Source organism: Microcystis sp. MC19, from assembly GCF_003019735.1.
Taxonomy (GTDB): Bacteria; Cyanobacteriota; Cyanobacteriia; order Cyanobacteriales; family Microcystaceae; genus Microcystis.
The window spans coordinates 1,667,601-1,679,575 of the sequence record NZ_CP020664.1 but is presented as its reverse complement, the minus strand read 5'-3'; the positions used below and the strand labels follow the sequence as shown (position 1 = coordinate 1,679,575).

Here is an 11,975-nt window from a genome sequence, read left to right as displayed (position 1 = left end):
TCTCAAGTTACTATTTCTATTTTAGGTGGTTTAAGTGCGTTTTAGCTTATTTTTGGAGCGAACGATAACAGTACGGATTATTTTGAGAAGTATTTATTAGAGGGGAACGATCGCCCGTTAGTGTTGGCGATCGATAACTTTGATCGCATCTTTAAATACGCAGATATCGAGACGGATTTATGCGGATTATTGCGCGGCTGGCATGAAAGTTCCAAGATTAAAAAACTGTGGCAGAAATTGCGGCTGATCATCGTCCATTCTCAAGAGTCCTATGCCCAACGGGATATCAATCAATCGCCTTTTAATGTGGGGTTGCCCATCGAATTGGGAGAGTTTACGCCTGAACAGGTACAGGAGTTGGTAGCACGGCACGGATTAACTTGGACAGAGGGGGAACTCGAACAATTTATGGGGTTAATTGGAGGGCATCCCTACATGGTGCGCTCGGCACTCTATCACATTGCAGCGGGGGATCTTTCTTTGGCGGAATTTTTGCGGACGGCTCCCACAGAAGCGGGAATTTACAGCGATTATCTGCGGGGACATTTGAAGACTTTGGAAGATTATCCTGAACTGGGGGCAGCCATGAAATTGGTTATTACTTCTGAAGCGCCGGTACGTTTGCGGTCTGAGGAGTCGTTTAAACTGGACAGTATGGGATTAGTGGTGCGGGTTGATAATAATGTGAAACCTCGCTGCGATCTTTATCGTCAGTATTTTTGCGATCGCTTGGGAGGAAATTAAATAAAAACACTTTATTGTAAACTAGATTTGGCGATTAGAGATGTGATTTATAATTCATTTTTTGAAGAGCCAATCGGACAAATTTTAATCGAAGATGAAAATCTCAAGTTTATTGTTTTTGATGCTGAAAAGGAGGTCATTTCGCAATGGAAAAATTAGATCAGTATCGTCATATTATTAAATCGGTTTTGATTCCTTATACTGAAATCCCTTATTCTCACGGCGAATTGATTTGTAAGCCGATTTTTGATGAAGTTCGAGATAGCTATCTTTTGATGACGCTCGGATGGGATCGCAAAACTCGCGTGCATGGCTGTTTAATTCATTTGGATATTATCAACGAGAAAATCTGGGTACAACGAGATGAAACCGAAGACGGAGTAACCCATGAGCTAGTGGCAGCGGGTGTTCCCCAGCAGGATATTGTCCTCGCTTTTCATCCGGCGGATGTACGCGGTTACACGGGCTACGCGATCGCCTAACCTCTTAGAAAACGGGTTTCTTAAAGAAATCCGTTTTCTGGGACATATTTTTAGCAATTTGGTATCAGATGACAAACCCAACTTCCTCGACTCCTTTTAGCTATCAAGTAGGCGGGAGCTTACCTGCCGAATATCGTGGGTATGTAGAGCGACAGGCCGATCGCGAATTGTACGATCGCCTGAAATCAGGAGAATATTGTTTTGTCTTTAACTCGCGGCAGATGGGCAAGTCTAGTTTGCGGGTGCGGGTGATGCAGAAGTTAGCGGCAGAGGGGGTGGCTTGTGCGGTCATTGACCCGCAAACCCGGGGAACCAGTTTGAGCGAGGATCAGTGGTATGCCGGAACCATAAAACGCTTGATCGATGATTTGCATTTACAAGAGAAAATCGATTTTTCGAGTTGGTGGAAGGATCTGGCGGCTCAGTCGATTTCGGCGGTCGAACGCTTTACTTATTTTATCGATCGCGTATTGCTGGCAGAACTCTCGCAAGATGTCGTCATTTTTGTCGAAGAAATTGATAACCTGCTCAGTCTCAAGTTTGATACCGATGGTTTTTTCATTCTGATTCGCTCTTTCTTTGAGCGGCGGGCGGAAGATCTGCGTTATCGGCGGCTGACTTTTGCGTTTTTAGGGGTGGCAACACCTTCCGATCTGATTGTCAGTAAGCGTAGTTCGGCGTTTAATATCGGTCGGGCGGTGGAGATGAGTGGCTTTCAACTCCAGGAAGCTCAACCGTTGATGCAGGGTTTGGTGGGCAAGGTGGACGATCCGCAGGCGGTGCTGCAAGCGGTGTTGTATTGGACGGGGGGACAGCCAGCAATTCTCATTTTGAAAACAAAAGAAGATAAAGTTCTCTATGTGAACAAGAGAACTTCTGTCTAATTATCATTTTTTTTCAAGATAATCATCATAATTAGCTTCAAGAGACAGTTTTAAAATATCTGCCCATAAAAAACTTATCTCAACTCATAAATTTAGCTGAAATTCTGACCTAATTTGTGGTTTTTTCAATGAATAAAATAATCTTTCCTTCTCTCGAAAAATTGACATTTTTAACTAGAATTTATTTTTTTGAGCGGGACATATTCGGTAAGAATAAACAAGAAAAACTCTGACCAATTCTTAAACCAAAAATATTTTAATAAAGTACGAATATCATTAAAAAAACTGGTGCGAGTAACTAATAACTCACGAATCTTTTGATAAGTATGATTAACTAAATCTAAAACGGTATGAAATAAAAAAGCTAGTAAATTTAAAGACAACAAGAACTCGCATAAATGACTTTGACCATGACCAAAATTATGTTCTAAATTATAACCGTGATTTTTAAGAACGTTATTTCCTTCATTCTCAACTTTCCATCTGCTGCGTCCAGCTTTGACAATTTTTTCAACATTATTTTCAGTAATTTCATGATTGGTAATCCAATTATTTTGATAGATAATTTTCTGTGTTTTTTCATTAATGACCGTGACTTCACACCAATTAACTTCGAGACTTGACTCGACCTCTCTCAGAGGAACTCTAGAAACATAACGATAACGATAAATGAGATTCTTTCCTCCATCCCATTGTTTCTTTTCTACGGCTTTAACTTCTCCACTTTTTTTTAAAAATTCTAGCCATTCATATAAGGTTTTATGAGAAGTTTCAAGACAAACAAAAATAAAATTATAACCTTGTTTTAGAGCTAACTCACAGATAGGTTGACGAGAGTATAAGTCATCTCCTAACAGGGTTACAGGATAACCATACTTCTTTTGATGATTCTTATCTAACCATCTTTTAACAGCCGCATTTTCACAATCTTGTTTTTGCTGCCCATCTTGTTTTTTAATAAATTCTGGTTCTAAATTAATCACTTGTTTTTGCTCAGGAGAAACCACAATTGGCGTGACGCAACCATGAAAATAAGTTGTCGTTCCATTACGAGCATTGCGGCAATTACAATGGGGACAACTAATTTTCTTTGAAGAAAAATATTCCGTACCATCTAAAGCTATTAAAATTTCCTCATCTAAGTAGAAAAATTTTTTAATAACTCCCTGTTTTTTTAACCATTGATAGACTTGTTGAAAAGAGCCAAATATTGTGGCAGCTGGGATAGGATCTAACAGGTTTCTGATTTGATTATCACAAGGTATTTTTTTGATACCAAATAAACTTGAAGCATTATCTTTTCCCTTACTACTTTTCATCAAACGTTGATGCTCTAAAAAAGAAGGTGACTGAGTAAAAAAAACCGAAAAAGCCGCCTTAACTGCATCTTCTACCTGATATTTGGTATTGTTTCCTGGTTTTCTGTCATCGGGTAAGTCATGTAATTCTTGAACTAAAAATTGTATTAATTCAGGAATTTCTAAAGTCACAGCCTTTTTCGTCATCGCAGAACAGTTTGATTAATTAATATTTCCAACTTAATAATTTTACCTCAACAGACAACAATCATCAATTTTTATTTGGTTCTCTTTCTGATGTAGAGAACTTTTGTTCTAGATTTCTCCCATCTTTCAAATATTTTGAGTATAAATACTCTATATACTCACTTCTCTGCGATGCAGTCGCACTCGCGGGAGCGCATTTTGTAGCTTGCTTAAAGCTTTGTTTCTGTCTGTATCACTTGTTACTTTTTAAAATGAGAATTGCTGGGGGACAGCCGTTTTTGACGCAGCGGGTCTTGAATTTGGTAGTGCAGGAGGCAGATTTGCGCCTATCGCCCCCAGATTTGGTGGCGCAGGTGGTGACGAGCCAGCTTATCGATAATTGGGAGGCGCAGGACGTGCCGCCGCATTTGAAAACGATTCGAGACAGGATTTTACGCAGTGACGAACGGCTACGGGGGCGACTGCTAGGGATTTATCAGCAAGTTTTGGATGCTGAACCCCCCCCTCTCTCATCCAGAAAGGAAGGGGGGATCATTGCCGATGAGAGCTACGAGCAACTGCAACTGCGGCTGACGGGTTTGGTGGTGAAGCGAGAGGGCAGGTTGAAAGTCTATAACCCCATCTACGCGCAGGTGTTTAATGGGCAGTGGGTGGCTCGCGCTTTGGCGGATTTGCGTCCGGGGTTTTATGGGGAGGCGTTTAAGGCTTGGCAGGAGGCACAAGAAGAGCAGAAAGAGTCGTTTTTGTTGCGGGGACAGGCGTTGCGGGAGGCGGAGACTTGGGCAAAAGGAAAGCGCTTGAGTAAAGAAGATGAACGCTTTTTAGATGATAGCCAGGATGTCGAAAAACGGGATATGGAAAGGCGATTGGCGGCGGAAACGGAAGCGAATCAGATTTTGACGGCGGCGAGGGAACAGGCGGAAACAGAATTAGAAACAGCGAACCAAGCATTATTAGAAACAAGGGAGGAATCCGGCAGAATCATCAAAAAAGCTAATCGACGGAATAAGCTTAGTTTGTTGGGGGCATTGGGAGCTATTGCCATTGCTGCTATTGCCGTTCCTATTTCGATAAAGGCGGTAGATGATTTGAAAATAGCACGGCAGGATGTACAAGAAGCGGAGGGAGAGAAAAAACAACTTGAACAAGATAAAGACCAACTTAATAAGGATAAAATCAGTCTCAATCGCAGTTTAGCGCAAACTAAAATTAACGAAAAGAAGGCGAACGATAATCTCAAAAGAGCCAATCTAAACACGATAAAAGCACAAGAAAAGTATCTGCAAGCGCAGACAAAAGAAAGAGCCGCCCAACAGCAATACCTGCAAGCACACCGACAAGTACAGAAAGCAACGCTTCGGTTAAACCAAGTAAATCAGGACAAAATTCAAGCAGAAGAGGCAACGGCGGCTGCCAAAGAGCAATTACAATTAGCCACTACCCAAAAGCTACAAGCTGAAACTGCTGCCAAAAATGCTCAAGCAGATGTAGAAACGGCGAACAAAACCTTAGTCGCAGCAGAAGTTAGCCTAAAGATCGCCCAACAGGGAACCCAGATCGAACAACGCGGAAGTGCTGCCTTGCAGCAGTTTGACAAAAATCAGACCGCTGGGCTACTGAAGGCAATGGAAGCCGGACAGGAATTGCAAACCCTAGTAAGGCAAAAAGCCAAAATCAAGGGAGCCAAGCTAATCAATCAAAAACTCGCCCTGATTGACTACCCTGCCATTAGCCCGGTAGGGGCGTTGCAGCAGATTTTGACCCAAATTCAGGAACGCACTATCCCCACCCGTCAAGGCAGTGTCTGGAGTGTAAGTTGGACGAACGATGGACAAACCCTCGCCACGGCAGGAGATGATGGCAGCGTCAAGCTCTGGAAGCGAGATGGCACCCCGATTACCCGCCTCAATACCGGCGGTGTCTGGAGTGTAAGTTGGACGAGCGATGGACAAACCCTCGCCACAGGAGGATCTGATGGCAGCGTCAAGCTCTGGAAGCGAGATGGCACCCTGATTACCCGCCTCGATGCCGAGCAAAGCAGTGTTGTGAGTGTAAGTTGGACGAGCGATGGACAAACCCTCGCCACAGGAGCAGTTGATGGCAGCGTCAAGCTCTGGAAGCGAGATGGCACCCCGATTACCCGCCTCAATACCGAGCAAGTCAGTGTTAATAGCGTAAGTTGGACGAGCGATGGACAAACCCTCGCCACAGGAGGATCTGATGGCAGCGTCAAGCTCTGGAAGCGAGATGGCACCCTGATTACCCGCCTCGATGCCGAGCAAAGCAGTGTTGTGAGTGTAAGTTGGACGAGCGATGGACAAACCCTCGCTACGGGAGGAAATGATGGCAGCGTCAAGCTCTGGAAGCGAGATGGCACCCCGATTACCCGCCTCAATACCGAGCAAGTCAGTGTTAATAGCGTAAGTTGGACGAGCGATGGACAAACCCTCGCTACGGGAGGAAATGATGGCAGCGTCAAGCTCTGGAAGCGAGATGGCACCCTGATTACCCGCCTGAATACCGAGCAAGCCAGTGTCTGGAGTGTAAGTTGGACGAGCGATGGACAAACCCTCGCTACGGGAGGAGGTGATGGCAGCGTCAAGCTCTGGAAGCGAGATGGCACCCCGATTACCCGCTTCAATACCGAGCAAGGCAGTGTTAATAGCGTAAGTTGGACGAGCGATGGACAAACCCTCGCTACGGGAGGAAATGATGGCAGCGTCAAGCTCTGGAAGCGAGATGGCACCCCGATTACCCGCTTCAATACCGAGCAAGGCAGTGTTAATAGCGTAAGTTGGACGAGCGATGGACAAACCCTCGCTACGGGAGGAAATGATGGCAGAGTCAAGCCCTGGAGCAGCGTCAAGCTCTGGAAGCGAGATGGCACCCCGATTACCAGCCTCAATGCCGAACAAGGCAGTGTCTGGAGTGTAAGTTGGACGAGCGATGGACAAACCCTCGCCACGGGAGGAGATGATGGCAGCGATGGCAGCGTCAAGCTCTGGCCGATCCCAAATCTGGATACCTTGCTGGTGGGGGGCTGCAACTGGCTCGAAGGTTATCTGATCCAAAGCCCGCGAGATTTGCAAAAGCTGAAGGTTTGCCAAACAACCGAGCTTCTCCTTGCCGGCGCCCCTAACCTGGTTGCGGATAGCGAAGCCTTAGCTAGGGAAGGCAAAATCAACGAAGCAATTGAAGGCTTTAAAACCGCCCAAAAGTGGAATCCTAGCCTCCGTTTTGATCCCGTCAGCCGCGCCAACCAACTCGCCAACGACGCTAAAAAGGGAAAATAAAGTCAAAAGTCAAAAGTATAATCTGAGAGAGAAGGAGAAAAGTTCAAGGGGTGACAGAGGGGCTACAAGCTAGATAGAGCGGGGAGTCTAGCCAAACGACCCCCTAAAGAAATAGAGTGGTTAGGACAACCACTCAAAAATTAAAAATGTTACCTTCATTCTATCAGGCTTGCTTACAGGCAAACCTTAGCGAGGCGAGCTATTTGACCTTACAGATAGTAATCCTGCTCTTACAAAGTCATCGGATAGTCCAACTAGAGAAACTGGCCGCTCTTTTCCCGCAACCGATAACCTTTGAAAGTAGAAGACGGAATTTGCAGAGATTTCTTAAGCTCCCGCAACTAAACGTGAAACTCTTGTGGTTTCCCTTGATCAAACAGATTGTCAAGCTAGAGTTTAGTGGGAAAAACAAAAATCGAGAGCAAAGAAGAAGGCTTCAAAAACTGAAACAGGCGGGACGATTATTAGTCGTCATAGATAGAACCGATTGGAAAGGAAGAAATTTATTCGTTGCCAGTGTGATTTGTGGTCGGAGAGCCTTGCCCGTATCTTGGGTGTTACTGAATAAAAAAGGAAGTAGCGATCTGGGCGAACAGAAAAAATTTATCAAGCCGGTCTTGCGGTTATTGAAACCCTATCCGCTCGTCGTAATGGGAGATCGTGAATTTCAGTCGGTGCAGTTAGGGAAGTGGCTAGACGACAGAGGTGTAGCTTTTATCTTCCGTCAAAAGAAAAGTACCTACACGCGATTGAAAGAAGAAGAAAACTATCAAGCCCTTTCGGAGCTAGAACCGAACCGGGGAGAACGAAAATTCTTTCGAGGAGTGACCCACACGAAAAGCCATCAGATCGGTGGGTTTAATCTGGCAATTTATTGGAAAAGGCGCTATCGAAGTAAAGGGTCTAAAGAGCCTTGGTATTTATTGACTAATCTAGAATCTTTAGAGTTAACCCTCAAATTATATCGAGCCAGATTCGGGATTGAGGCGATGTTCAAAGATTGTAAAACGGGAGGATATAATCTGGAAAAAACGAAAGTGAGCGAGCCTCGCTTTCTCGCCTTAGTTTTATTAATCGCTATCGCTTACTCTTTGAATACAACCCGGGGTCAAAATCTCAAGAAATCGGGAACTCGGGATTATATTTGTCGCTCCAAAGAAGCAAAACGCGGTCCAGAAAGACATAGCGATTTTTGGATAGGTACTTATGGGACTTTTTGGGTCAAGTCGATGGACGCATACTCGGAACTCGCTTTTTCTTTGATTCGACTCAAGCCTGGAAAACACCCGAATTTTTCTAGGGGTCTAACGGCTATGCGCCTTATCCAGCAAGCCTTTTAGTCGCCTTGTCACCCCTTGAAGGAGAAAAGAGAAAAAATGAACCCAAAAATTGACCATAGATCAAAAGGACTTCAGCCCTTAGTTTGACAATTATTGGAGAGGTCTAGTGTAGTGGCGCAAGGAACCTGCGCCCTCTGGATATCTTAGCAATTGTCTATAATGCAAAAGTAGCTACAAGACTTCCTATTATGAAGGAACTCAAACTCATCTCTCATCACTCCGGCTCCCTCAAACCTCTAATCGAAGGCGCAATCGCTGAAGCCCTACGTTCCACTGAAGCGGGTATCCAGCGTACCGAACAACGACTGCGAGAATTTGAGGACAAATATCAACTGTCCACAGCAGAATTTCTGCATCGCTACGAAAACGACGAATTTCAGGAAACCCTGGAACTTGACGAATGGATTGGCGAATTGCGAATGCTACAATGCCTACAGGAAAAAGCAGAAAGACTCAGAGGAATTGAATTTGTTAATTGAAGATTATTTTCAACAGATTCAAACAATTATCGCAACCTGTTCAGTAGTAAAATTTTTTACGCTAGATTGTGAAAAACGCGATACTTATGAAGGATTTATTCGAGCCGAAATTAAATTCATTGATAATTCAGTTCTGCATATTCGAGAGTTTGTCAATATCGAAACAATTATTAATCGTAATATGTACGCTTATCAGTATATGAATACCATGAATACCTTAATTTTCCGTTATGATAATACTCCACATCATAAAAAGCTGAACCTCCCAACCTATCCCCATCACAAACATGACAGCAGTGAAGAAAATGTAATCTCGTCCGCTGCTCCAACGCTCTTAGAAGTTCTTCAGGAAATTACCGCCAGAATCAGGAGTTTTCTATGAATGAACTAAAAGGAATCAGTATCAATAAACTGATTGAATATCTTTCCACCAACACTTTAGCCGAATTTAATGCCTATACTAGATTTAAGGAAATGGCAGCTAATGGCAACCCAGAAGAAGGATTGAAAATCTTGGCTAAATTTGATAAGTAGGTAGGCGTTAAAAGTTGTCAGATGCCCCCCTTATTAAGGGGGGATTAAAGGGGGGACTAAGGGGGGATCGGCACCCCCCTTATCAAGGGGGGCAGGGGGGATCAAACCTAAAATCCATTTTTAATTTAATTATAACCAGCTACTTAATTAATATACAGTATAAAGCATTAATTATCATCAAAAAATCACCAAACTAGAAGCGTAGGTGAAGGGATTTATGGATTGCGCTGCGCTTTAGTTATTGCGGGAAGTGAAAGCCAATTAATTAGCCTTTGGAAAGTATCTGATGACGCAACTAAAGATTTAATGGTCGCCTATTATGGACGCTTACAAAAAGGAGAAGGACGCAGTGAAGCTTTACGACAAATTCAACTAGGAATGCTCAAGGGTGAGAAGCAAAAACATCCTTTTTATTGGGTCAGTTTTATTCCTTCTGGTGATGCAACTTCGATGCAATTTGACTGATTAAGGGTTAGGAGTTAAACTTAGGGGTAAAATTATTGGTATCACAAACAATTACTAGGAGAGTCACACAATGGCAACATTTACAGAAAACGACCTCAAAGAATTAAAAGACTTTATTGTAGGACAATTCAAAGAAGTTAATGACAAAATAGACAAGTCATCTGAACAACTTAATGGCAAAATAGACAGATTATCTGAACAACTTAATAGCAAAATAGACAAGCTATCTGAAGAAGTGAATAACTTAAGAGTTGACATAGCAAATATTAAAGGAGAATTAACAGGCGTGAATAAACGACTAGATAACTTGGAATTTACTAATCGAACCATCTTTGTTGCCATTGTTACTGCACTAATGGCAGGATTGGTTAAGTTATTTTTCCCAAATTTTCCTACTAATCCTTAACTGTGATTCAAAAAGAAAACGGGTTTTTTGAAAAAACCCGTTTCCTGAAATCGAATTCAAAATAGGAAATAGCGTTGGGCCATAGGTAAAACCGTAGCGGGTTCACAGATTAATAATTCCCCGTCAGCACGCACCTCGTAGGTTTCGGGATTAACTTCCATGCGCGGTAAAGCGTCATTTAGCTTCATACTAGCCTTACTGATATTGCGCGTATTCGACACGGCCACGGCGGTTTTTTTCAGCTTTAACTTCTCAGGAATGCCCGCTTTCATAGCATATTTAGAAACAAATGTCAAGGAAGTTTTGGCGATCACACCACCAAAAGAGGCAAACATGGGACGCATATAAACCGGTTGGGGTGTGGGAATACTGGCATTAGCATCGCCCATTTGCGCCCAGGCGATTAAACCGCCTTTCAGGACAATTTCCGGTTTTACGCCAAAAAATGCCGGTTTCCAGAGAACCAAGTCGGCTAATTTGCCCACCTCGATGGAACCGACATAATCGGAGACACCATGGGTAATAGCAGGATTAATCGTATATTTAGCAATATATCGTCTTGCCCGCAGATTATCATTCTCTCCCGTTTCCCCGGTCAGTCTGCCTCGTTGTACCCGCATTTTGTGGGCAGTTTGCCAAGTGCGGATAATTACTTCCCCCACCCGTCCCATAGCTTGAGAATCGGAGGAAATGATGCTAAAAGCCCCTAAATCGTGGAGAATATCCTCGGCGGCAATAGTTTCGCGGCGGATGCGGGATTCAGCAAAAGCCACATCTTCGGGAATACTCCGGTCTAAATGATGACAAACCATCAACATATCGAGGTGTTCCTCTAAGGTATTCGTCGTATAGGGACGGGTGGGATTAGTAGAGGAGGGTAAAACGTTCATTTCCCCGCAAACCCTGATAATATCGGGAGCATGACCACCGCCGGCCCCTTCCGTGTGGTAGGTGTGAATGACGCGATTTTTAAAAGCGGCGATAGTGGCCTCAACAAAACCGGCCTCATTGAGAGTATCGGTATGAATCGCCACCTGCACATCGTACTTATCGGCCACGCTTAAACAGGTATCAATGGCTGCCGGAGTGGTTCCCCAATCTTCATGGAGTTTTAAGCCAATTACCCCCGCTTTTACCTGTTCCGCTAGTCCTTCCGGCTGACTGCTATTGCCTTTACCCAAAAAACCCAAATTCATCGGGAAAGCTTCGGCGGCCTCTAGCATTCGATAGATGTTCCATTCTCCCGGGGTGCAGGTGGTGGCATTAGTTCCCGTCGCAGGTCCAGTCCCACCACCAATCATCGTGGTAATCCCCGACGCAATCGCTGTCTCAATTTGTTGGGGACAGATAAAATGAATATGAGCATCAATCCCCCCTGCTGTCAAAATCATCCCTTCCCCGGCTAATGCCTCGGTAGCAGGACCGATAATAATATCGACATTATCTTGAATGTGGGGATTGCCCGCTTTACCGATTTTATAAATTTTGCCGTCTTTAATGCCCACATCAGCTTTAACGATGCCCCACCAGTCGAGAATTAAGGCATTAGTAATCACTAAATCCACCGCTCCATCTTCCCTAGAAATGGGGGATTGGCCCATCCCATCGCGAATTACTTTACCGCCGCCGAATTTTACCTCATCGCCGTAGGTGGTGAAATCTTTTTCGACTTCGATAAATAATTCCGTGTCTGCCAGGCGAACTTGATCTCCGACGGTGGGGCCGTAGGTTTCTGCATAGGTGCGGCGATCGATGCGATAATTCATAGGGGTAATTCTCTCAAATCGACATTGATTATACGATCGATTTTCCGGCAATTATCGCTTTTTCGGGATTTTCTTCC

General features: G+C 44.0%; 12 protein-coding genes and 1 pseudogene. 11 read left to right on the top strand and 2 right to left on the bottom strand.

Features of this window, described 5'->3' with window-relative positions:
- Window positions 1-48 precede the first annotated feature (48 nt).
- From B5D77_RS08625 to B5D77_RS08610, 4 genes are all read left to right on the top strand, one after another.
- The gene (locus tag B5D77_RS08625) at window positions 49-744 is read left to right on the top strand and encodes an AAA-like domain-containing protein (RefSeq protein ID WP_254053085.1); all 696 of its coding nucleotides are present in this window, start codon (window positions 49-51) and stop codon (window positions 742-744) included.
- A 27-nt stretch (window positions 745-771) separates the two neighbouring features.
- Window positions 772-903 carry an element excision factor XisH family protein gene (locus tag B5D77_RS27675; protein WP_002761389.1) on the top strand — a complete coding sequence of 44 codons (132 nt, stop codon included), beginning with the start codon at window positions 772-774 and terminating at the stop codon, window positions 901-903.
- The gene (locus B5D77_RS08615; protein ID WP_002754817.1) at window positions 891-1,226 is read left to right on the top strand and encodes a XisI protein; all 336 of its coding nucleotides are present in this window, start codon (window positions 891-893) and stop codon (window positions 1,224-1,226) included. The genes B5D77_RS27675 and B5D77_RS08615 overlap by 13 nt, the downstream gene beginning before the upstream one ends.
- A 68-nt stretch (window positions 1,227-1,294) precedes the next feature.
- Window positions 1,295-2,110 (top strand): AAA-like domain-containing protein, encoded by an 816-nt coding sequence (locus tag B5D77_RS08610; RefSeq protein ID WP_106908646.1) that lies wholly within the window; start codon window positions 1,295-1,297, stop codon window positions 2,108-2,110.
- A gap of 256 nt (window positions 2,111-2,366) precedes the next feature.
- On the opposite strand, the pseudogene B5D77_RS08605 reads toward B5D77_RS08610, so the two are convergent.
- Window positions 2,367-3,615 (bottom strand): annotated as a pseudogene (locus B5D77_RS08605) (ISNCY family transposase).
- Window positions 3,616-3,893: 278 nt separating this feature from the next.
- Between B5D77_RS08605 and B5D77_RS08600 the strand changes: the two are divergent.
- The 7 genes from B5D77_RS08600 to B5D77_RS08565 all read left to right on the top strand — a co-directional run bounded on the left by B5D77_RS08600 (window position 3,894) and on the right by B5D77_RS08565 (window position 10,132).
- Complete coding sequence (locus B5D77_RS08600) at window positions 3,894-6,908, top strand: WD40 repeat domain-containing protein (protein ID WP_159036950.1); 3,015 nt, start codon at window positions 3,894-3,896, stop codon at window positions 6,906-6,908.
- A 146-nt stretch (window positions 6,909-7,054) separates the two neighbouring features.
- Window positions 7,055-8,248 carry an IS4 family transposase gene (locus B5D77_RS08595; RefSeq protein WP_106908644.1) on the top strand — a complete coding sequence of 398 codons (1,194 nt, stop codon included), beginning with the start codon at window positions 7,055-7,057 and terminating at the stop codon, window positions 8,246-8,248.
- Window positions 8,249-8,436: 188 nt separating this feature from the next.
- The gene (locus B5D77_RS08590) at window positions 8,437-8,727 is read left to right on the top strand and encodes a hypothetical protein (protein ID WP_002754848.1); all 291 of its coding nucleotides are present in this window, start codon (window positions 8,437-8,439) and stop codon (window positions 8,725-8,727) included.
- A complete protein-coding gene (locus tag B5D77_RS08585) occupies window positions 8,717-9,109 on the top strand; it encodes a DUF6516 family protein (protein WP_002791097.1) in 393 nt (130 codons plus the stop codon). Before B5D77_RS08590 ends, B5D77_RS08585 begins: the two co-directional genes overlap by 11 nt.
- Complete coding sequence (locus B5D77_RS08580; RefSeq protein WP_002754850.1) at window positions 9,106-9,261, top strand: hypothetical protein; 156 nt, start codon at window positions 9,106-9,108, stop codon at window positions 9,259-9,261. The genes B5D77_RS08585 and B5D77_RS08580 overlap by 4 nt, the downstream gene beginning before the upstream one ends.
- A gap of 222 nt (window positions 9,262-9,483) precedes the next feature.
- A complete protein-coding gene (locus tag B5D77_RS08570; RefSeq protein WP_254053056.1) occupies window positions 9,484-9,726 on the top strand; it encodes a CHAT domain-containing protein in 243 nt (80 codons plus the stop codon).
- A gap of 70 nt (window positions 9,727-9,796) precedes the next feature.
- A complete protein-coding gene (locus B5D77_RS08565) occupies window positions 9,797-10,132 on the top strand; it encodes an LPP leucine zipper domain-containing protein (RefSeq protein ID WP_002737579.1) in 336 nt (111 codons plus the stop codon).
- Window positions 10,133-10,188: 56 nt separating this feature from the next.
- Here B5D77_RS08565 and ureC read toward each other — a convergent pair whose 3' ends face one another.
- Entirely contained in the window at window positions 10,189-11,898 is a 1,710-nt protein-coding gene (gene ureC / locus B5D77_RS08560; RefSeq protein ID WP_106908643.1) for an urease subunit alpha, read from the bottom strand.
- Window positions 11,899-11,975 lie beyond the last annotated feature (77 nt).

Coding starts and splice junctions, on each gene's coding strand:
- B5D77_RS08595 (WP_106908644.1), top strand. CDS start 7,055: ATGTTACCTTCATTCTATCAGGCTTGCTTACAGGCAAACCTTAGCGAG.
- B5D77_RS08580 (WP_002754850.1), top strand. CDS start 9,106: ATGAATGAACTAAAAGGAATCAGTATCAATAAACTGATTGAATATCTT.
- B5D77_RS08610 (WP_106908646.1), top strand. CDS start 1,295: ATGACAAACCCAACTTCCTCGACTCCTTTTAGCTATCAAGTAGGCGGG.
- ureC (WP_106908643.1), bottom strand. CDS start 11,898: ATGAATTATCGCATCGATCGCCGCACCTATGCAGAAACCTACGGCCCC.
- B5D77_RS08565 (WP_002737579.1), top strand. CDS start 9,797: ATGGCAACATTTACAGAAAACGACCTCAAAGAATTAAAAGACTTTATT.
- B5D77_RS08590 (WP_002754848.1), top strand. CDS start 8,437: ATGAAGGAACTCAAACTCATCTCTCATCACTCCGGCTCCCTCAAACCT.
- B5D77_RS08615 (WP_002754817.1), top strand. CDS start 891: ATGGAAAAATTAGATCAGTATCGTCATATTATTAAATCGGTTTTGATT.